Origin of the sequence: Caulobacter henricii (assembly GCF_001414055.1) — a bacterium.
GTDB classification, from domain to species: Bacteria; Pseudomonadota; Alphaproteobacteria; order Caulobacterales; family Caulobacteraceae; genus Caulobacter; species Caulobacter henricii.
On sequence record NZ_CP013002.1, the window covers coordinates 2,152,275 to 2,170,998 of the forward strand.

Here is an 18,724-nt window from a genome sequence, read left to right on the forward strand (position 1 = left end):
CGCGGGCCCGACCGCGCGAAACCCTAGACCATGACCACGCCCCCGCTCGCCCCCTACCCCGCTACCCGCCTGCGCCGCGTTCGCCAGGCTGACTGGACCCGCCGCCTGGTCCGCGAGGCCGAGGTGCGCCCCTCCGACCTGATCTGGTCGATGATCGTGCATGAAGGCGAAGGCGTGATCCCGGTGGCTTCGATGCCGGGCGTTGAGCGCCTGAGCGTCAAGGAGGCCGCCAAGGCCGCTGTCCGGGCCCGTGACCTGGGCATCCCGGCCATCGCCATCTTTCCGCACATCGACGGGGCCCGGAAGGACGCCGCCGGCTCGATCGCCGCCGATCCCGACGGCGTCATCCCTCGCGCGGTCAAGGCCATGAAGGACGCCGCACCCGAAGTCGGCATCATGTGCGACGTGGCCCTGGACCCCTTCACGAACCACGGCCACGACGGCGTCGTCGAGGGCGGCAAGATCCTCAATGATCCGACCATCGAACGCCTGATCGAACAGGGACTGATGCAGGCGCAGGCCGGTGCCGATATCCTGGCCCCGTCCGACATGATGGACGGCCGCATCGGCGCCCTGCGCGCGGCGCTGGAAGGCGCGAACTTCCAGGACACCCTGATCATGTCCTATGCCGCCAAGTACGCCTCGGCCTTCTATGGCCCGTATCGCGACGCCATCGGCTCGGCCAAGCTGGCCGGCGGCCAGGGTGACAAGAAGACCTATCAGATGGACCCGGCCAACACCGAGGAGGCCATCCGCGAAGTCGCACTAGACATCGCCGAGGGTGCCGACATGGTCATGGTCAAGCCGGGCATGCCCTATCTGGATATCCTGCGCCGTCTGGTCGACGAGTTCCGCATGCCCACCTACGCCTTCCAGGTGTCCGGCGAGTACGCGATGATCAAGGCCGCCGGCATGAACGGCTGGATCGACGAGGAACGGGCCATCCTCGAAAGCCTGACCGCCTTCAAACGGGCCGGCGCGGCCGGGATCATCAGCTATTTCGCGCCCTGGGCGGCGGAAAAGCTGGGCTGATGCGGTTTGGTACGCTGAGATCAATCGCTCACAATCTGGGTGACTCTATCTCAACGGGGCTTGGCCTGCCGATAGGGCGCTACGGCTACGACATCTTTGAAGAAGCTAAGAACTCATCAGAAGGCTTCCTCGAAATCGACTTCATCGCGGGTGCCATATGCGGTGCCATGCCGTCGCCGGTCTTGTCCGACGCATTGTTGCAATACACTCGATGGCTTCATGAGCTGGCGGCAAAACACGGCGCAACGCTCGACGACTTCTCACGCCTGACGCTTCGCTTCGCGGACTCAAAGCCATACGGTCGACACTTCGTAGCCACTATCGCCAACCAACGTGGCCGATCTGCCGGCACAGTTTATGACGGCGCGGGCGGCCTCACATTGGCCAAGCTGGGTCCATGATCCAGCCGATCCTCGATATCGTCACCGCCGTCATCCACGACGATGCCGGCCGGATGCTGGTGGTCCGCAAGCGCGGCACGGCGATCTTCATGAAGCCCGGCGGCAAGCGCGAGCCGGGCGAGGACGACCTCACGGCCCTGGCCCGCGAACTCGACGAGGAACTGGGCTGCCGGCTGGTCGAGGCCACGCTGCTGGGACGGTTCGAGGCACCGGCCGCCAACGAGCCGGACCATCTTGTTCGCGCGGCGACCTATCTGGCCAAGGTCGAGGGCGAGATCGGAGTGCACGCCGAGATCGAGGAAATGGCCTGGATCGACATCGCCGCGCCGGGCGATATCCGTCTAGCGCCCCTGATGCGCGTGGTGCTGGCCGTCCTCTAGGCGCCGAGCGCCGCCGCCGCCAGTCGGGCTTGCAGAATACCCAGCGCCACCTCGCGCGCTCGGCCGGGCGGCTTGCCCAGCAGTTCGCCCAGCGGTGACCCAAACAGGCCGACCCCCAGCGCATAGGTCACACAGCCCAGAATGAAGTCGCCCATCACCTCGGCCGAGACGCCGTCGATCTGGCTGATGCGCGCGTCGATGACTTCCTGAACGGCCTCTTGAACGCCGGTCATACGAGACGCCTGTCCGGTAAGGGCCAGCCAGGCGGCCAGACGCGCCGCCCCTTTGGACTCGAAGGCGTCGAACAGGGCCCTCATGCCCTCGCCGGCAAAGGCCGCGCCCCGTCCCTCGCCGGTGGTGATGGCCAGTACGTCGTCGACCAATTGTCGGATCATCCGTTCCATCAGGGCGGTTTGCACGCCGTCGATCGACCCGAAGTGGTGCAGGACCGTGGCATTGGCCACACCAGCCCCCTTGGCCACCTCGACGAGCTTCAGGTCCTGCGGACCCGAGGCCAGAAGGATCGTCTCGGCGGCGGCCAGGATGTTGTCGCGCGAAGCCTCAGGCGAACGACGATGTCGCGTACGACACTGCGAATGCTCTATTGACATTTTTGTCGGTAACACCAATTGTAGCGTCAGGCTTGACCATACAAGCCCTATCCTGAGGCAGGACAGAACGCCATGGCTACCCAACGCAGCACTCCGGACGACGTTTCTGTCATCCCGCGCGATCTGCATTTTGACACCCAGGCCGCCAGCAAGGGCGCATGGCTCGGTGGCGATGTCGTCGGCACCGCCGTCTTCAACGCCCTGTCCCTGACCTTCCCAGATGGCGAGCGCCTTTTCATGGACGCCGTGCGCCACTATCGGCCCAAGCTTTCAGGCAAGCTGCTGGATGACGCCAAGGCCTTCATCACCCAGGAAGCCATTCACTCGCGCGAACATGTGGCGATGAACGGTGGCCTGGACCGCAGCCGCTATCCGGTCGCGGCGATCGAGGCCCAGGTGAAGGAGCGCACGGCCATGGTTCGCGGCCGGGGCCCGATGGCCATGCTCGGCGCGACGATCGCTCTGGAGCATTTCACCTCGATGATGGCCGACGCCTTCATGCGTGACGACGACCTGTTTGCGAATACCGACCCCGAGATGAAGCGCCTCTGGCAGTGGCATGCCCTCGAAGAGACCGAACACAAGGCCGTGGCCTTCGACGTCTTCCAGGAAGTCACCAGGCACTGGAAGCCACTGGACCGTTACAAGCTGCGTGTCAGGGTGATGGTTCTGATCAGCATCATGTTCACGCGCAACATCACGGTCTATGCCTCGGACCTGCTGGTCGCCGACGGCATGAAGCGCGGCGTCGCCCGCGCCAAGGTGTTGTGGTTCCTGTTCGGAACGCCGGGCCTGTTCCGCCGCTGCGGGCGGGAGTACCGGGCCTGGTATCGTCCGGGCTTTCATCCCTGGGACCACGACAATCGCGAGCGCCTGGCGGGCATGCGGGAGCAGTTCACCCCGGCCATGGCAGCGGAATAGAGGCTACAAAAGGTTGTCATCCCGGACGAGCGCATAGCGCGAAGATCCGGGACCGACGCATGAACTCGGCGCTTGGAGCGGTCTCGGATCTGCACCCGGCGTTCGCCGGGCTTGTCCGGGATGACAACCGATTGTGGTCTCGCGGGGCAACCCTGCCGGCTTGAGTATCCTAGCGCCCGCCTACCGCTCGGTCGCCTTCAGGAACGCGGCCAGCCTGTCCTTCCAAAGCACCGCCCAGGTGTGGCTGCCGTGCCCCCTGGTTTTTTCACTGATCGGCAGCAGCACGAACGTCCCGTTCTTCAACCGTTTGGCCTGGGCCTCGGCGATGCCCAGCTCCGGCGGATTGATGAAGTCGTCGGCCGAGTTGATCCACAGCACCGGCGCGGTGATGCTCTCCAGCTTCGGCGACGGATCATAGGTGCGGGAAGCCCCGACGGCATAGATCAGGTCATTGGCGTCCAGCGGCGGCAGCCGGGCGGCGAAGTAGTCGTCCACGGCCTTGTCAGCGGCCTCGCGGGTCGGGCTGGCGATCTGGGCGGGCAGCGGCGAGAGGCCGGCCACCATCAGCAGGCCCAGCGCCGTGCGCAGGCCTTCTTTCGGTTGCTCGACATAGGTCCCACCCTTCCAGGCCGGATCCTTGGTGATCGCGTCGATGAGCAGCTTGCGCCACATGCGATTGCGACCCGCGATCTCATTGGGCAGACAGGCAAAGGGGGCCATGGCGACAGCGAAGTCCGGGTATGTCTCCCCCCAGACGAAGCCGTGCATGCAGCCCATCGATGTCCCGAGCAGAAGGCGCAGGCCATCCACCTTCAGGCCCTGGGTCAGCAGCAGGTGCTGTGCCGCGACCATGTCGTCATAGTCGTACTGCGGAAAGCGCGCCTGCAGGCCGTCGCTGGGCTTGGACGACTTGCCATGGCCGATGCCATCCGGAAGGATCACATAGTATTTGGCTGGGTCCAGCAGGCCGCCGGGGACCAACAGCTCGTCGGCGAACTGGGGGCTCAGGAACTGCCTTCCCGTTCCGCCGGTGCCGTGCAGCAGCATCACCGCATTGGTCACTCGGCCACTGGCGTCGCGCCGGGGCTCTCCCAGTGTGGTGTAGTGCAGGCGAAGCTCCGGCAGCACTTCGCCAGTGCGGAACTTGAAGTCCCGGACAACGAAATCCCCCTCCTTCGGCGCGACGGCCGGTGCGGCTGCGGCCGGGGCTGCGAACGCGGCGAGAGCCGCGATAACGAGAGACAGACGGCGCATCAGCATGACTATGGCTCCAGTCTTGCCACGAGACTGGATGTATCCCAGCGGTTGCCACCCATGGCCTGGATCTCGGCATAGAACTGGTCGATCATGGCGGTGCCCTCAAGCTTGGCACCATTGCGGTGCGCTTCGGCCAGGGCAATCCCCAGATCCTTGCGCATCCAGTCGACGGCAAAGCCAAAGTCGAACCTGCCCTCGGCCATGGTCGCCCAGCGGTTTTCCATCTGCCAGGACTGGGCAGCCCCCTTGGAGATGGCTGCGAGGACGTCGTCGGTCGGCAGCCCCGCGCGCTTGGCGAAATGCAGGGCTTCGGCCACACCCTGGACCAAGCCGGCGATAGCGATCTGGTTGCACATCTTGGTCAACTGCCCGGAGCCCACCTCGCCCATGCGCCGGCAGGCCTTGGCATAGGCTGCGATAACCGGTTCGATGCGAGCGTACGCATCGGCGTCACCGCCGGCCATGATGGTCAGCTGCCCATTCACTGCACCCGCCTGTCCTCCCGACACCGGCGCATCAATGAAGAAACAGCCCGATTGCCTGGCCAGTTCCGCCATGTCGCGCGCGACCGTTGCGGATGTCGTGGTGTGGTCGACGATCACTGAGCCCTTCTGCAGGCCGGGCAGAGCTCGCGCCATGACGCCACGCACATCATCATCGTTGCCGACGCAGAGCACGACCAGTTCACAGCCTTCGACAGCGTCCTCGACCGTTTCGAAGGCCGCGCCGCCATGTTCGGCCGCCCAGCGATTCGCCTTGTCAGGACTGCGATTGAAGACGCTGACCTCGTGCCCGGCAGCCTTGAGATGACCCGCCATGGGGTAGCCCATCACGCCAAGGCCGATAAACGCCGTTTTCATACCAAGCACTCCCCGAAGACCCTGCGATTTCACCTGCTCACGCCCGCTTCGCAACCCCATCTTAACGTCCGCAGGGCAACTTCCGTGGAACAGGGTTAAGCAGGCTTAAGCACGATGGCCGTCAGCGGCGAAGCGCCTATTGTCATCAAGAAGGTCAAGAAGGTGGTCGGCGGCGGCCACCATGGCGGCGCATGGAAAGTCGCCTACGCCGACTTCGTGACCGCCATGATGGCCTTCTTCCTGCTGATGTGGCTGCTCAACTCCACCAGCCCGGAGCAGAAGCAAGGCATCGCCGACTACTTTGCCCCGGCCAGCATCTCGTCCACGACCAGCGGATCGGGCGGCATTCTTGGTGGCACATCGCTCGGCGATGACGGGGCCAAGGCCGATGGCAAGATGTCGGTCGTCGAGCAAATGGCACCGGAAGCCCCTGACCACACCAACAAGGATGGGCAGAGCTCAACGACCGCCAGCCTCGACTCCGCCAGCGAGGAAGCGCTCCGCGATGCCCTGGCCAAGAAGGAACAGGACAGTTTCGCCTCGGCGGCACAGTCCCTGCGTCAATCCCTGCAGGAAATGCCGGAACTGGCCGAACTGTCCAAACAGATCATGATCGACCAGACCCCTGAAGGCCTACGCATTCAGCTGATCGACCAGGAAGGCCGCTCGATGTTCAAGGAGAACTCGAAGGAGCCCAATGACCGCGCCAAGATCCTGCTGCGCGCCGTCGCCAAGATCATCACCCAGCTGCCCAACCGGGTTACGGTCTCGGGCCACACGAGTGCCAATGCGCTGGGGAGAAAGAGCGACAGCGACTGGTCGCTCTCGGCCACCCGCGCCGACGCCGCTCGCTTGGTGCTCCGCAATGCCGGGGTCAATGACGACCGGATCTATCAGGTCTCCGGCAAGGCCAATTCCGAGCCGCTCTATGCGGACGACCCCACCCTGGCCGGCAACAGGCGGATCTCGATCGTCCTGCTCCGTGAAAAGCCGGTTCTGCCCGATGGGTTGTGACCGTATGCCGCTCACGAGGCTCGCGACGCTTGCACAAGCGCTCGCGGCGCCCCCTAATCATCTGACGGCTAAGAGCCGCTGAAAAGGGGACGGACGCTTCCGTGACGCAGCATTTTCCGACGCGACAGCTTCGGTTCTTCCTCACGGCTCCGACCCCCTGCCCCTATCTGCCGGGCCGGGAAGAACGCAAGGTGTTTGCGCACCTCCCTCTCTCGGATGGACCCACCGTCAATGACAGTCTGACCCAGGTCGGCTTTCGTCGGTCGCAGAACATCGCCTACCGGCCCGCCTGCGAAACCTGCCGCGCCTGTCAATCCGCTCGTGCACCGGCTGGGGACTACGTCTTCTCCCGGTCAGAGCGGCGGGTACTCGCCCGCAATGGCGATCTGGAACGCCACCTGGTCGAGTCTGAAGCGACCCTGGAACAGTTCGAGCTGCTCCGGCGGTACCTCCTGACCCGACATGCCGCCGGCGGCATGGCTGAAATGACCTGGCCCGACTATGTGGCCATGGTCGAGGACACGGCGGTCCGAACCCATCTGATCGAGTATCGTCGCAAGTCACAAGACCGCGGACCCGGCGACCTGATCGCATGCGTCTTGGTCGACGTGCTCGCGGACGGCCTATCGCTGGTCTACAGCTTCTACGATCCGGACCTCATAAAACGAAGCCTGGGATCGTTCATCATTCTGGATCATCTGGTCCAGGCTCAGCAGTCGGCCTTGCCCTATGTCTATCTGGGCTACTGGGTCCCGGGCAGCGAGAAGATGGCCTACAAGGCCCGCTTCTCGCCTCTTGAGATCCTCAAGCCCGGTGGCTGGGCCCTGATGTCCGCCCGCGAACGCGGTGCCCGCTCGCCGCGCTCCATGACTCTGTTGCGCGACGCCGGTGATGACGAGCTGAACATGAGCGATGCCCAGCCCGCCATCCTGCAGGAAATCTAGAGCGCTCAATCACTAGCGGGCAAAGCTGACTCCGCCATCAACCGTAACAGCGCCGCCCATCACATAGTCCCCCGCGCGCGAGGCCAGATAGATGGCTGCGCCGGCCATGTCTTCTTCTGAGCCGATACGGCCAGCGGGAATGGCCTTGGCCACCGCGTCGGCATGGTCGCGAGCGACCTTGTTCATGTCCGAGGCGAAGGCACCAGGCGCGATGGCCGACACCGCAATATTGTCGGCAGCCAGGCGCAGGGCCATGCGCTTGGTCATGTGCAACAGACCCGCCTTGGACGCCCCGTAGGGATAGGTCTCGTCCCGGGTCACTGACTGGCCGTCGATGGAGCAGATATTGATCACCTTGGCCACCCGGTCCTGGGCGGCAGCGCGTAGCGGAGCGATCAGAGCCTGGGTCAGGAAGAACGGGGTCTTCATGTTCAGGTCGACCGTCTTGTCCCAGCCGCTTTCCGGAAACTCGTCGAAGGCCGCGCCCCAGGCCGCACCGGCGTTATTGACCAGAATGTCGAGCTTGTCCTCGCGTTCCCTGATCCGCGACGCCAGGCCTTCAATGCCTTCCATGGTCGAGATATCGCCCGGCAGCGAGACGCATTCGCCGTATTGGCTCAGGTCTTCAGCGGCGGCGTCGCAGGCAGCGGCCTTGCGGGCAGTGATATAGACCCGCTTGGCACCATAGGTCAGGAAGCCCTTGGCGATCATCGCGCCGATACCGCGCGAGCCGCCGGTCACGACCGCAACGCGGCCTTCGAGCGAGAAAAGGTTTTGCATGGTCAGGTCCTTCAGAAGCCGCGCTTAGCGGCCAGCGCGCCGAGACGCCCGGTGATGTCGTGAAACTGGCTCACGGTTTCGTCGATGATCTGCTTGGCCGTCTTGACCTCATCGATCAGGCCGACGGTTTGGCCCGCCAAGGCGGGGGCCGCTTCCATGTCGCCGCCAAAATAGACCCCCAGGATGCCCTTCAAGGCGTCCGGTGGCATCAGGCCTTCGTCATGGATGGTCTTGGTGCGCTCAGATTTCAGGGCGCGAATGCACGGACTGGACTTCTTGTTGAGGATCCAGGTGCCGGTCTCCTTGCTGCCCGTGATGGCGGCCTTGTAGTTCTCGTGCACCGGGCTTTCGGCGGAGCTTACGAACCGGGTGCCCATCTGAATCGCTTCGGCCCCCAGGGCGAAGGCGGCCGCCATGCCGCGGCCATCGCAGATTCCGCCGGCCGCGATCAGGGGAACATCAACACGGGCCCGAATGGCCTGCAGCAACACCAGGGTCGAGACTTCTTCGGGGTTCTTGAAGCCACCGCCCTCAGCGCCTTCGACCACCAGGCCGTCGATGCCCGCTTCGGCGCATTTGACTGCCGCGTCCACCGTCGGCACGGCGTGATAGACGACGATGCCGGCGTCCTTCAGCGGGCCGATGAACTTGGCCGGGCTGCCCGCCGAGGTAGTGACGAACTTGACCCCGCTCTCGCAGACGAACTTCAGCATCGAGTCGTCGCGCAGGAACATGATGGGCAGATTCACGCCGAACGGCAGGCCCGCCTCGGCCATCTTGCGGATCTCGGCCTTGCAGGTTTCGGTCTCGCCGGACGAGGTCTCGATGATCCCCAGCCCGCCGGCCCGCGACACCGCCGAAGCCAGGGGATAGCGGGCGATCCAGCCCATCGGAGCCTGAACGATGGGATATCTTGCACCCGTATGGGCCAGAACGCGGTTCATTGTCGTCTCGCTCATGGGATCAGCAGCACCCGGCCCACGGCCTGGCGGCTCTCGATATAGGCGTGGGCGGCGGCGGCTTCCGAAAGCGGGAAGGTCTTGTCGATGATCACCTGCAGTTCACCGCGCGAGGCTTCATCGATCAGGGTCTGGATCATGTCGTGGACGCGGTCGGTCATGATCTCGGCGCCCAGGAAAACGCCCGAAAGCCGCCGGTTGCCACCCATCAAAGATGAGACATCCACCATCATGGGCTCGCGCCCGGCATTGCCGACCAGCGAAACCCGGCCGCGATAGCCCAGCGATCCCAGGCTGGCTTGCAGGGTCGCTCCGCCCACCGGATCAACCACCAGGTCGACGCCTTTGCCGCCCGTGAGCTTCATCACCTGCTCGACCGTGTCGTCGCGGCTGTAATTGATCCCATTGTCGAGGCCAAAGGCCTTCAGGCGCTCGAGCCGCGCGTCGCTGGAGGCAGTGGCCAGCACTGTCGCCCCGGCCCGCTTGGCCAGCTGGATGGCGGCAATGCCAAGGGCGCTCGCCCCGGCCTGGATCATCACGGTCTCGCCGGCCTTCAACTGGCCGTGACCAAACAGGCACTCATGGGCCGTGCCGAACGGCACCGGAATGGCCGAGGCCTTGAGAATGTCGAAGCCATCCGGGATCGGCCAAGCGTTACGGGCCGGAACCGAGCGCAGTTCGGCGTGCGAGCCAAAGGCGTTCACGGTCACGACTTTCTGGCCGACCTTCAGGTGAGTGACGCCAGCGCCGACCTCGACGATCTCGCCGGCCGCCTGGTAGCCCACGATATGCGGGCTACCCGCCATCTGACCGCCGCCACGATTGAGGGTGTCGCCCCCTTCGATGCTGACGGCTTCAACCCGGATCACCACGCCAGAAGCATGGCAGGCCGGATCGGCGACATCCTCATAGCGCAGTACGTCCGGCGAACCGGTTTCGTAATAGACGGCAGCCTTCATGGCGCTCACTCCCCAACCATCTTTTTATTGTTTTAATTCAGTTATTTTGACGGCTTGACCAAAGCCGAATAGACAAGCTGCTGGCTGATATCATCGAGATTGCGCAGGGCCGGGTTACCGTCCTTGTTGAGGATATGGATCATGCCGAGGAAGAAGAGGTCATTCTTCGGGTCGATCCAGAACCAGGTGCCGGCCGCGCCTCCCCAGCTGATCGTCCCCTCGCCTGCCGGTGTGCCGGCCTTGGCAGGATCGGTAATGACCATGAAATCCAGACCAAACCCCTGGCCACGACCGTTTGTGAACGAGCCCTCCTTGCCCGTCATGATGTCGTCGTTCAGATGGTTCGAACCCATCAGCTTGATGGTGCTGGGCGACAGAATGCGCGCACCGTCCAGCTCACCGCCGTTCAGGATCATCTGCGAGAAGCGCGCATAGTCAGCACTGGTCGAAACCAAGCCCCCCGCCTCCCGAAGCCACAACGGGCGGCTTGCTGATGTCCAGGACCATGAACCCTTCAGCCGGGACCAGCTTCTGAGCCTTGGGAGCCCAGACATAGAGCGAGGCCATTCGATCGGCCTTCTCGGCCGGCAGATAGAATCCGGTATCGACCATCTTCAGGGGTTCGAAGATGCGCGTCCGCATGAAGTCGGCCAGGGTCAGGCCCGACAGCTTTTCGACCAGATAGCCCTGGATATCGACCGAAGCACTGTACTTCCACTGCGCGCCGGGTTGGCCGATGAGCGGCAGGGCCGCGATCTTCTCGATGAACTCCTGGCCTGTCTTGCTGCCCAGAACGCCCGTCGAGACATAGGCCTTGTCGACAGGGTTATCGGGGACAAGCCCGTAGGCGAACCCGCCGGCGTGACTCATGATTTCGCGCATCGTCGGAGGGCGATTGGCCGCTTCGGTGATGAAGGTCCCGTCCGGATTCTGCCCCTTGTAGACACGCAGATTGGCGAATTCGGGGATGTATTTGCTGACCGGGTCGTCGAGGCGCCACTTGCCCTCTTCGTACAGCATCATCATGGCCACGCCGGTCACCGGCTTGGTCTGGGAATAGATCCGGAAGATCGTGTCCTGGGTCATGGGCGGGCCTTCGAAGCCCTTCTTGCCATGGACTTGGAAGGCAACGACCTTGCCGTGTCGAACCACCATGGTCGTGACGCCGGGCAGATGGCCCTGATCCACGAGCGCCTGCATGCTGGCGTCGAGACGCTTCAGCCGCTCACTGGAAAAGCCGACACTTTCTGGCGATGCGCTGCCAAGGGTGACAGCCGGGCCACTCTTTGGAGCTGCCTGCAGCGGCGCGGCGAGCGCCAGAAAACCGACCGCAACAGCAGTCCCGAACAGCCGACCCAAAGTCATCCTGCGCATTCCTCGAACACTTGTTTGAAGCGACCTTAAGGTGAATTGCTGCGGTTGCGCAGCCAGTTTTTCTAGGTCTGCAAAGCCTGCTCGCCGACAAGGTCGGGGAGCAGGCCAATGCCGCTACTCGACCGCGAACGTCAGGCCCGCATAAGCCTGCAGTCGGGAAACCAGCCTGCCCTGCAGGGCCGCACCGGGGGTCCAGATCCCGCCGGCAACCTCGGTTGCCTCGGTCACCAGGCAGATGGCCGACTCGGCGATCATCTTCGATGTCGAGCCGTAGCCGGGATCCTTGTCGCCCTTGACGCTGGCCCGGACCTGCCGGCCGTCTGCGGCAATGCCCAGGAACAGCACGTCATAGAACCCGGTCTCGCGCTCTTCCTTGCTGGGCCCTTCGCCGGGCTTGGGGCCACCTTCGCCACCGAGCCCCCCGCCTGAGGCCGCGATCATCTGGGCGATCTGTTCGCCCTGTTCGCCGGGCCCGGTCAGCATCATCTCGTCATAGACGAAGTCGGCACCATAGGCCTGGCCCAGCAGGGCGTTTGAGCGGTGGACATTGCGGGTATTGATCGCCGCCATCACGAAGGGCGCAGCCCATACGCCCAGATCCTCGTCCAGCATGGGCTTGTTGCCTGACGGCTGGGCCGGCCCTTCGAAGCCGGGAACCAGGGCGAACGGGTTCTTGAGCAGGGCCACCAGCGCAGGATCGCGCGCAGCGGCGGCCATGGTTGCCTTCAGGCTGGCCGCAGTACCGCCCGAGAAGCCGCCCTTCATGCCCCGCACCCGACCCTTCACGCGTGGGACCGGACCGCCCAGGGTCTTGCCGGCCTCCTGCTGCAGGAACCAGACGCCCAGTTCGAAGGGGATGGAGTCGAAGCCGCACGAGAAGACGATCCGGGCACCGGTCTTCTTCGCCGTCGCCTCATGGGCGTCAATCATCTGGCGCATCCAGGCCGGCTCGCCACAGAGATCCAGATAGTCGGTGCCGGCTGCAGCACAGGCCGCGACCAGGGCCGAGCCATAGAGCTGATAGGGACCGACCGTGGTCAGGACAGCCTTGGTCCGACGAACCATGGCGTCCACCGAAGCGGGATCATCAGCGTTCGCCACGACCAGGGGCGTATCGGCCGGCGCGCCGATCTCGTCACGGACCGCAGCCAGCTTTTCGAGGCTCCGCCCTGCCATGGCCCAGCTGATCTTGCCGCCGACTCCATACTGCCGGGCCAGATACTCAGCCACAAGCCGGCCGGTGAAGCCGCTCGCGCCGTAAACGATGATGTCGAAGTCTGCTGCCGGGTTCATGCACCCCTCCCAAATGTCTTTGGTGAGGAGCATGACTGGGTCCACACCATCATGCAAACATGTGTTTGAACTAGTCGGCCTTCAGCACGCGTTCGATGCGGCGGTCCGGCACGAACCAGATCACCGCCACAGCCACATAGCAGCCGACAGCCACCCAGGAATTGACGAAGGCCAGGCCGATCCCTGCGACGTAGAGCGCCAAGGACAGCTTGCTCTTGTAGTCCTTGCCAAAGGCCAGGGCGAGTTTCGACTCCGCGCCCTCGTGCCTGGTCAGCAGTCGGGCCAGCAGCATGAAGGCCAGGGCGCACATCAGCATCACGCCGCCGTAAAGCGCTACAGGAATGGACGCGAAATGGTTCTCGCCCATCCAGGCGGTGACGAACGGCACCAGCGACAGCCAGAACAGCAGGTGCAGATTGGCCCACAGGATCGGGCCGGTGACCGAGGTCACTGCATGCAGCATGTGATGGTGATTGTTCCAGTAGATGCCGACATAGATGAAACTCAGCACATAGCTGAGAAACACCGGGACCAGTGGCTTGAGCACCGCCAGTTCGGCACCGTGGGGAACCTTGAGCTCCAGCACCATGATGGTGATGATGATGGCCAGAACGCCATCACTAAAGGCTTCAAACCGTCCCTTGCCCATGTCCGCCCTATTGGTCTGGCTGTTCCAGAGCCTGATAGACCAGCGTTCGGGTTGTGGCGTCCAGACCCGGACCAACACCGCCCAACCGCTGAATCATGCCGATGAAGAAGAGATCGTTCGTCGGATCTATCCAGAACCATGTGCCGGCGCTGCCGCCCCAGCTGATGGTACCAGGTCCGACCGGCGCGCCTGACGCCGCAGGGTCGACCGCCACGGCGACATCCAGGCCATAGCCCATGCCGGCGGCAAACGGGAACGGCTTCTGGGAGGGATGGAGAACGCCGGTCGTACCATTGGTCGTCACGGTGAAACTGGGCGGCAGATGATTGAGCCGCATCAGGGCGACGGTCTCGGGCTGAAGGATGCGGGTCCCGTCCAACTCTCCGCCGTTCAGGATCATCTGGGAGAACCGGGCGAAATCATAAGCCGTCGAGACCAGCCCGCCCCCGCCGGAAGGTGCCGCTGGCATTTTGGTCACATCGCGCCACGCCCCCTCAATGGCTGGCGTGAGCTTGCCCGTCGCGTCGGCATCGTAGAGGGCAGCCAAACGGTCGAGCTTCTCCGCAGGAACGTAGAAAGCCGTGTCGTTCATGCCCAAGGGCGCAAAAATGCGCTGCTGCATGAACGCGGGAAGGGTCTGGCCGGAAAGCTTTTCAACAATATAGCCTTGGATGTCCGCAGCGACGCTGTAGCGCCACAAGCTGCCGGGCTCGGCGAACATGGGCAGGTCGGAAACCTTGCGGACCAGTTGATCTAGCGACTCTGACTGCAGCACCGAGGCGCGGAAATAGGCCTGATCGGCCGGACTGGAGGGATCATCGGCAATGCCATAGGCGAACCCAGCAGTGTGGGTCATCAGTTCGCGCATGGTCGGCGGCCGCGAGATCGGTGTCAGGACCGCCCGCCCCTCGGCGTCCATCTTGGCCACCCGCAGATTGGCGAATTCAGGAACATACTGGCTGACCGGGTCATCCAGCTTCCACTTACCCTCTTCATAGAGGATCATCATCGCGACGCCGGTGACCGGCTTGGTTTCAGATCGAATGCGGAAGATCGCATCGACCGGCATGGAGTCGCCCGATTCCAGGCCGCGCTTGCCGAAGCTGGAAGCCTGGATGACCTTGCCATGACGCGCCAGCAGGGTGACGGCTCCGGCAACCTGACCGGTGTCGACCATGGCCTGCATGGCGTCGTCCAGCTTCTTGAGCTTGATGGACGAAAAGCCGACCGTCTCGGGCTTTACGATCGGCAAAGGCGCGGCAGCGGCCCCGCCGACAGCGGCGGCGCAGCCGAGCAGGCCGGCGACAAATCCGATCGCCTTCCGCTTCAGCTTGCCGCCGGTCATTTCGGTTTGAACCGCTTGGAGGTCGGGAACCCCTTGGGCGCCAACTTGCCAGCGCTGGCCCGGCGGCCAACAAAAGCCTGCCAGTCGGTCCAGTCGCGGCGACGGCCGGCGGAGTCGATCCAGTAACCGCCGGTCTCAGCGTTGAAGGACAGAGCGTCGCGCAGGCCGCCCTCGCGATAGGCCTGCAGCTTCACACCCTTGCCGCGCGGCATTTCCGGCAGCTCTTCCAGCGGGAAGATCAGGATCTTGCCGTTGTCGCCGATCACGCCCAGCTGATCGCCGACGGCTTCCAGGCAAAAGGCCGCGCCGGCAGCGTCGACGGTCAGGACCTGCTTGCCGGCCTTGCGATTGGCGAGCGCTTCTTCCTCGGGCATCAGGAAGCCATAGCCGAGCTTCGAGGCCAGAATGCGTTTGCGGCCGGCCTTGAACGGGAAGACGTCAAGGATCTTCACCTTGTCGTCCAGCTCGATCATCATTCGCAGCGGCTCGCCATGGCCCCGGGCGCTCGGAAGCTTGTCACAACCGATCGTGAAGAACCGGCCATCACTCGAGAAGATCAGCAGCTTGTCTGTGGTCTCGGCCGGAACCAGGAAGCCGAGCTTGTCGCCCTCCTTGAACTTCAGTTCGGACGGATCCTCGATCTTGCCCTTGGCCGCCCGGATCCAGCCCCGGTCCGACAGGATGATGGTGATCGGTTCACGGACGATCAGCGCTTCAATGGCGGCGTCAGCGTCAACCAGCGGGGCCTCGGCAAAGATGGAGCGGCCGAGGATCCCGTTCTGGCGAGGCTTGTCCAGCGGGTGCTTGATTTTCAGCAGGGTGGCCCGAACCTCCCGCAGGCCAGTGCCGACCAGTTTCCACTGCAGCTGGTCGCTGGCCAGCATGGCCATGATGCCGTCGCGCTCTTCCATCAGCTCGGCGTGTTCGCGGCGGATCTCCATCTCTTCCAGCTTGGCCAACTGGCGCAGGCGGGTGTTGAGGATGGCATCGGCCTGGATATCCGACAGCGCAAAGGTCGAGATCAGCTTCTGCTTGGGCTCGTCCTCGTAGCGGACGATGCGGATCACCTCGTCCAGATTGAGGTAGGCGATCAGCAGGCCGTCCAGGATGTGCAGACGGGCTTCGATCTTGGCGAGGCGGTGCTTGGCCCGGCGGGTCAGCACCTCGCGTCGGTGAGTCAGGAAGGCCATCAGGGCCTGCTTGAGTCCCATCACACCCGGGGTGCCGCGCGCGTCCAGCACGTTCATATTGACCGGGAAGCGGCTCTCGAGTGCCGAGAGCTTGAACAGGCTCTCCATCAGAACTTCGGGTTCGACGTTCTTGGACTTGGGCTCAAGGACAAGACGAATGTCCTCGGCGCTCTCGTCGCGAACGTCGCCCAGCAGGGCCGCCTTCTTGCTCTCGATCAGATCGGCCAGTTGTTCGACCAGATCCGACTTCTTCACCTGGTAAGGGATTTCGGTGACGACGATCTGGTAGGTGCCGCGACCGGTGTCTTCCTTCTCCCACTTGGCCCGCACGCGAACGCCGCCACGGCCGGTCTCGTAGGTTTCGAGCAGGGAATCGCGTGGCTCGACAATGACGCCGCCGGTCGGGAAGTCGGGACCTGGAATGCGCTCCAGCAAGTCGGCGGTCGTCGCTTCCGGGCGGCTCAACAGCAGCAGGCAGCCGTCGATCAGCTCGGCGGCGTTGTGCGGCGGGATCGAGGTGGCCATGCCGACCGCGATACCCGACGAGCCGTTGGCCAGCAGGTTGGGGAAACCCGACGGCAGAACCACCGGTTCCTCATCCTGACCGTCATAGGTGGGCCGGAAATCGACCGCGTCCTCGTCAATGCCGTCCAGCAGCAGAGTCGCCGCCGTGGTCATCCGGCATTCCGTGTAGCGCATGGCGGCGGCGTTATCGCCGTCGATATTGCCGAAATTGCCCTGACCTTCGACCAGCGGGATGCGCTGGGCGAAGTCCTGAGCCAGACGCACCAAGGCGTCATAGATCGACTGGTCGCCGTGCGGGTGGAAGTTACCCATGACCTCGCCCACCACCTTGGCGCACTTGCGGGCGGCGGCCTCGGGGTTCAGACGCATGTTGTTCATCGCGTAAAGCACGCGACGGTGAACGGGCTTCAGCCCATCGCGCACGTCCGGCAGGGCCCGCGAACTGATCGTCGACAGGGCATAGGCCAGATAGCGGCGCGACAGGGCCTCGGTCAGAGGCTCGTCAAGGATGCGGTCGCCGTCGCCAGGACCGCCGGGGGGAAGGACAGGTTTGTTCATGAGGAGGAATCGTTACCGGGACCGCACCCTAGCAGAGATCCCTCCCCCGATTCGATGGCCTAGACGGTCGCCAGACGCGGATTTCCAGCCTCGACCGCCAGCTTGGCCCGCGTGGTCAGCTTGCCGTCACGGCGGGTGATGGCGTCCAGCACCTTGAACTCCGTCGTCCAGCGCTCCGGCGTCACGTCACAGATGGCGTAGCCGCGCTGGGCGTTGTTGAACTTCAGCTGCGGATTGACCGCCTGTATCTTCGCCATGTCCTCGCGCTGGTCGACACCATCACCGCTGGAGGAGATCGAGGTAACGACGAACTCGGTCCCGATCGGCGCGCCCTCGGGATGGGCCCCGTCCAGATGCAGCTCGCCGGCATAGTTCTGGTGTTCATCGCCGGTCAGCACGATCGGATTGGCGATCTTTCGATCACGGATCTGCTTCAGCAGACGATTGCGCGGGGTGCGATAGCCGGCCCAGGAGTCCGGATTGACCGCCGAGCCCGCACCGGCATCACGATCAAGGTCCATGACCATGATCTGCTGTGCCAGCACATTCCAGCGCGCCTTTGATGCCGAGAGGCCGTCGACCAGCCATTTCTCCTGCTGCAGGCCAAGCACCTCGGCCTTGACGGCCTCGATCTCGGCGCAGGTCCCGAACCTGTCGCCGCAGGGCTGGTTGCTGCGGAACTGACGGGTGTCGAGCAGGTTCAGGTCCATCAGGCCGCCGAAGCTGGCGCGGCGGTACAGCTGGATTGTGGTTCCAACCGGAAAGCTGCTGGGCCGCAGCGGCATGTTTTCGAAATAGGCCTGGACCGCCGCCTGGCGGCGCAGGTTGAACACCTTGGGATCAACGCCGTCCTGGTCCAGATCAGTGACCCAGTTGTTGTCGATCTCATGGTCGTCCCAGACGACAAACCAAGGTGCAGCGGCGTGGGCGGCCTGCAGGTCGGCGTCCATCTTGTACTGGGCATAGCGGCGGCGATAGTCGTCGAGGCTGTAGATCTCGCCGCCGAAGTGCTGGCGAACATTCTCGACCGGACCCCTGGGGCCGTTCCAGACGCGGTTGCCGCGACCTTCATAAATGTAGTCCCCGTAGCAGAATACGAAGTCGGGGTTGTCCTCGGCCAGGCGGCGGTGGGCGGTGTAATAGCCCTGCTCGTACTGCTGGCAGCCGGCGATAGCGAAGCGGACCCGATCGACGGTCGCGCCGGGGGCCGGCGTCGTGCGGGCCCGCCCCGTCAGGCTGCGTTCCCTGCCGGCCACGAAACGGTACCAGTAGTCACGCCCCGCCTCCAGGCCGCCGACCTCGACATGGACCGCGTGGCCGAGTTCGGGCATGGCGACCGCAACGCCCTTGGCGACCATCGTTCTGAAGCCGGCATCGGTCGCTACTTCCCACGATACCTCCACCGGTTGGCTGGGCATGCCGTGGCCAATCTCGAACGGCTCCGGTGCCAGGCGCGTCCAGATCACGAAACCGTCCGGCTGCGGATCACCAGAGGCGACACCGAGCTGGAAAGGGTAGATCCGAAAAACAGGCTGGGCCAAGGCCCGGCCACTGAGCAGCGGGATCGACAGCGCGGTGGCCGCAAGACCGCCGAAGGTCGCCAGGGCGCGTCGGCGGGACAAAGCATATCGATCAAGCAGGATGGACATCGACGACTCCTTGCACGGGCCTT

Annotated in this window: 17 protein-coding genes and 1 pseudogene; 6 read left to right on the forward strand and 12 right to left on the reverse strand. The window is 64.1% G+C overall.

What is annotated here, in order from left to right:
- Positions 1-30 precede the first annotated feature (30 nt).
- Genes hemB through AQ619_RS10030 form a run of 3 tightly spaced genes read left to right on the forward strand, consistent with a single transcriptional unit; the run spans position 31 to position 1,813 of the window.
- Positions 31-1,032, forward strand: a complete 1,002-nt coding sequence (gene hemB / locus AQ619_RS10020) for a porphobilinogen synthase (RefSeq protein ID WP_062146876.1) — start codon at positions 31-33, stop codon at positions 1,030-1,032.
- The gene (locus tag AQ619_RS10025; RefSeq protein WP_062146878.1) at positions 1,032-1,433 is read left to right on the forward strand and encodes a hypothetical protein; all 402 of its coding nucleotides are present in this window, start codon (positions 1,032-1,034) and stop codon (positions 1,431-1,433) included. The genes hemB and AQ619_RS10025 overlap by 1 nt, the downstream gene beginning before the upstream one ends.
- Positions 1,433-1,813: an NUDIX hydrolase gene (locus AQ619_RS10030; protein WP_174515189.1), complete on the forward strand. Its 381-nt coding sequence runs from the start codon at positions 1,433-1,435 to the stop codon at positions 1,811-1,813. Before AQ619_RS10025 ends, AQ619_RS10030 begins: the two co-directional genes overlap by 1 nt.
- On the opposite strand, the gene AQ619_RS10035 is transcribed toward AQ619_RS10030, so the two are convergent.
- Positions 1,810-2,424 carry a TetR/AcrR family transcriptional regulator gene (locus tag AQ619_RS10035; protein WP_062146882.1) on the reverse strand — a complete coding sequence of 205 codons (615 nt, stop codon included), beginning with the start codon at positions 2,422-2,424 and terminating at the stop codon, positions 1,810-1,812. The genes AQ619_RS10030 and AQ619_RS10035 overlap by 4 nt on opposite strands.
- A 72-nt stretch (positions 2,425-2,496) precedes the next feature.
- Between AQ619_RS10035 and AQ619_RS10040 the strand changes: the two genes are divergently transcribed.
- Positions 2,497-3,345, forward strand: a complete 849-nt coding sequence (locus AQ619_RS10040) for a metal-dependent hydrolase (RefSeq protein ID WP_062146884.1) — start codon at positions 2,497-2,499, stop codon at positions 3,343-3,345.
- Between the two features lie 180 nt (positions 3,346-3,525).
- Here the strand turns inward: AQ619_RS10040 and AQ619_RS10045 are convergent, their stop codons facing one another.
- Positions 3,526-4,605: an alpha/beta fold hydrolase gene (locus tag AQ619_RS10045; RefSeq protein WP_236849443.1), complete on the reverse strand. Its 1,080-nt coding sequence runs from the start codon at positions 4,603-4,605 to the stop codon at positions 3,526-3,528.
- A 2-nt stretch (positions 4,606-4,607) separates the two neighbouring features.
- On the reverse strand, positions 4,608-5,522 hold the full coding sequence (locus tag AQ619_RS10050) for an NAD(P)-dependent oxidoreductase (protein WP_084745902.1): 915 nt from the start codon (positions 5,520-5,522) through the stop codon (positions 4,608-4,610).
- 54 nt (positions 5,523-5,576) lie between these two features.
- On the opposite strand from AQ619_RS10050, the gene AQ619_RS10055 reads away from it, so the two are divergent.
- Positions 5,577-6,476, forward strand: a complete 900-nt coding sequence (locus AQ619_RS10055; RefSeq protein WP_062146888.1) for a flagellar motor protein MotB — start codon at positions 5,577-5,579, stop codon at positions 6,474-6,476.
- Between the two features lie 101 nt (positions 6,477-6,577).
- Positions 6,578-7,420, forward strand: coding sequence for an arginyltransferase (locus tag AQ619_RS10060; RefSeq protein WP_062146890.1), 843 nt, complete (start codon positions 6,578-6,580; stop codon positions 7,418-7,420).
- A gap of 12 nt (positions 7,421-7,432) precedes the next feature.
- Here the strand turns inward: AQ619_RS10060 and AQ619_RS10065 are convergent, their stop codons facing one another.
- From AQ619_RS10065 to AQ619_RS10105, 9 genes and pseudogenes are all read right to left on the reverse strand, one after another.
- Positions 7,433-8,200, reverse strand: a complete 768-nt coding sequence (locus tag AQ619_RS10065) for an SDR family NAD(P)-dependent oxidoreductase (protein ID WP_062146892.1) — start codon at positions 8,198-8,200, stop codon at positions 7,433-7,435.
- A gap of 11 nt (positions 8,201-8,211) precedes the next feature.
- The gene (locus AQ619_RS10070; protein ID WP_084745905.1) at positions 8,212-9,144 is read right to left on the reverse strand and encodes an NAD(P)H-dependent flavin oxidoreductase; all 933 of its coding nucleotides are present in this window, start codon (positions 9,142-9,144) and stop codon (positions 8,212-8,214) included.
- Positions 9,145-9,155: 11 nt separating this feature from the next.
- Positions 9,156-10,118 (reverse strand): quinone oxidoreductase family protein, encoded by a 963-nt coding sequence (locus AQ619_RS10075; RefSeq protein WP_062146903.1) that lies wholly within the window; start codon positions 10,116-10,118, stop codon positions 9,156-9,158.
- A 41-nt stretch (positions 10,119-10,159) separates the two neighbouring features.
- A pseudogene (locus AQ619_RS10080) lies at positions 10,160-11,483 on the reverse strand (serine hydrolase domain-containing protein).
- Between the two features lie 123 nt (positions 11,484-11,606).
- On the reverse strand, positions 11,607-12,785 hold the full coding sequence (locus AQ619_RS10085; RefSeq protein WP_062146905.1) for a saccharopine dehydrogenase family protein: 1,179 nt from the start codon (positions 12,783-12,785) through the stop codon (positions 11,607-11,609).
- A 70-nt stretch (positions 12,786-12,855) separates the two neighbouring features.
- Positions 12,856-13,434 (reverse strand): TMEM175 family protein, encoded by a 579-nt coding sequence (locus tag AQ619_RS10090; RefSeq protein ID WP_062146907.1) that lies wholly within the window; start codon positions 13,432-13,434, stop codon positions 12,856-12,858.
- 7 nt (positions 13,435-13,441) lie between these two features.
- Entirely contained in the window at positions 13,442-14,779 is a 1,338-nt protein-coding gene (locus tag AQ619_RS10095; RefSeq protein WP_062146909.1) for a serine hydrolase domain-containing protein, read from the reverse strand.
- Positions 14,776-17,052 carry a DNA topoisomerase IV subunit A gene (gene parC / locus AQ619_RS10100; RefSeq protein ID WP_062146911.1) on the reverse strand — a complete coding sequence of 759 codons (2,277 nt, stop codon included), beginning with the start codon at positions 17,050-17,052 and terminating at the stop codon, positions 14,776-14,778. Before parC ends, AQ619_RS10095 begins: the two co-directional genes overlap by 4 nt.
- A 59-nt stretch (positions 17,053-17,111) precedes the next feature.
- Positions 17,112-18,701 carry an alkaline phosphatase D family protein gene (locus tag AQ619_RS10105; protein ID WP_062146913.1) on the reverse strand — a complete coding sequence of 530 codons (1,590 nt, stop codon included), beginning with the start codon at positions 18,699-18,701 and terminating at the stop codon, positions 17,112-17,114.
- Between the last annotated feature and the right edge of the window lie 23 nt (positions 18,702-18,724).

What these genes read in the sequence shown, in the direction of transcription:
- AQ619_RS10070 (WP_084745905.1), bottom strand. Translation starts at nt 9,144, where the DNA reads ATGAACCGCGTTCTGGCCCATACGGGTGCAAGATATCCCATCGTTCAG.
- AQ619_RS10105 (WP_062146913.1), bottom strand. Translation starts at nt 18,701, where the DNA reads ATGTCCATCCTGCTTGATCGATATGCTTTGTCCCGCCGACGCGCCCTG.
- parC (WP_062146911.1), bottom strand. Translation starts at nt 17,052, where the DNA reads ATGAACAAACCTGTCCTTCCCCCCGGCGGTCCTGGCGACGGCGACCGC.
- AQ619_RS10090 (WP_062146907.1), bottom strand. Translation starts at nt 13,434, where the DNA reads ATGGGCAAGGGACGGTTTGAAGCCTTTAGTGATGGCGTTCTGGCCATC.
- AQ619_RS10025 (WP_062146878.1), top strand. Translation starts at nt 1,032, where the DNA reads ATGCGGTTTGGTACGCTGAGATCAATCGCTCACAATCTGGGTGACTCT.
- AQ619_RS10085 (WP_062146905.1), bottom strand. Translation starts at nt 12,785, where the DNA reads ATGAACCCGGCAGCAGACTTCGACATCATCGTTTACGGCGCGAGCGGC.
- AQ619_RS10040 (WP_062146884.1), top strand. Translation starts at nt 2,497, where the DNA reads ATGGCTACCCAACGCAGCACTCCGGACGACGTTTCTGTCATCCCGCGC.
- AQ619_RS10035 (WP_062146882.1), bottom strand. Translation starts at nt 2,424, where the DNA reads ATGTCAATAGAGCATTCGCAGTGTCGTACGCGACATCGTCGTTCGCCT.
- AQ619_RS10065 (WP_062146892.1), bottom strand. Translation starts at nt 8,200, where the DNA reads ATGCAAAACCTTTTCTCGCTCGAAGGCCGCGTTGCGGTCGTGACCGGC.
- AQ619_RS10050 (WP_084745902.1), bottom strand. Translation starts at nt 5,522, where the DNA reads ATGGGGTTGCGAAGCGGGCGTGAGCAGGTGAAATCGCAGGGTCTTCGG.
- AQ619_RS10075 (WP_062146903.1), bottom strand. Translation starts at nt 10,118, where the DNA reads ATGAAGGCTGCCGTCTATTACGAAACCGGTTCGCCGGACGTACTGCGC.
- AQ619_RS10045 (WP_236849443.1), bottom strand. Translation starts at nt 4,605, where the DNA reads ATGCTGATGCGCCGTCTGTCTCTCGTTATCGCGGCTCTCGCCGCGTTC.
- hemB (WP_062146876.1), top strand. Translation starts at nt 31, where the DNA reads ATGACCACGCCCCCGCTCGCCCCCTACCCCGCTACCCGCCTGCGCCGC.
- AQ619_RS10095 (WP_062146909.1), bottom strand. Translation starts at nt 14,779, where the DNA reads ATGACCGGCGGCAAGCTGAAGCGGAAGGCGATCGGATTTGTCGCCGGC.
- AQ619_RS10055 (WP_062146888.1), top strand. Translation starts at nt 5,577, where the DNA reads ATGGCCGTCAGCGGCGAAGCGCCTATTGTCATCAAGAAGGTCAAGAAG.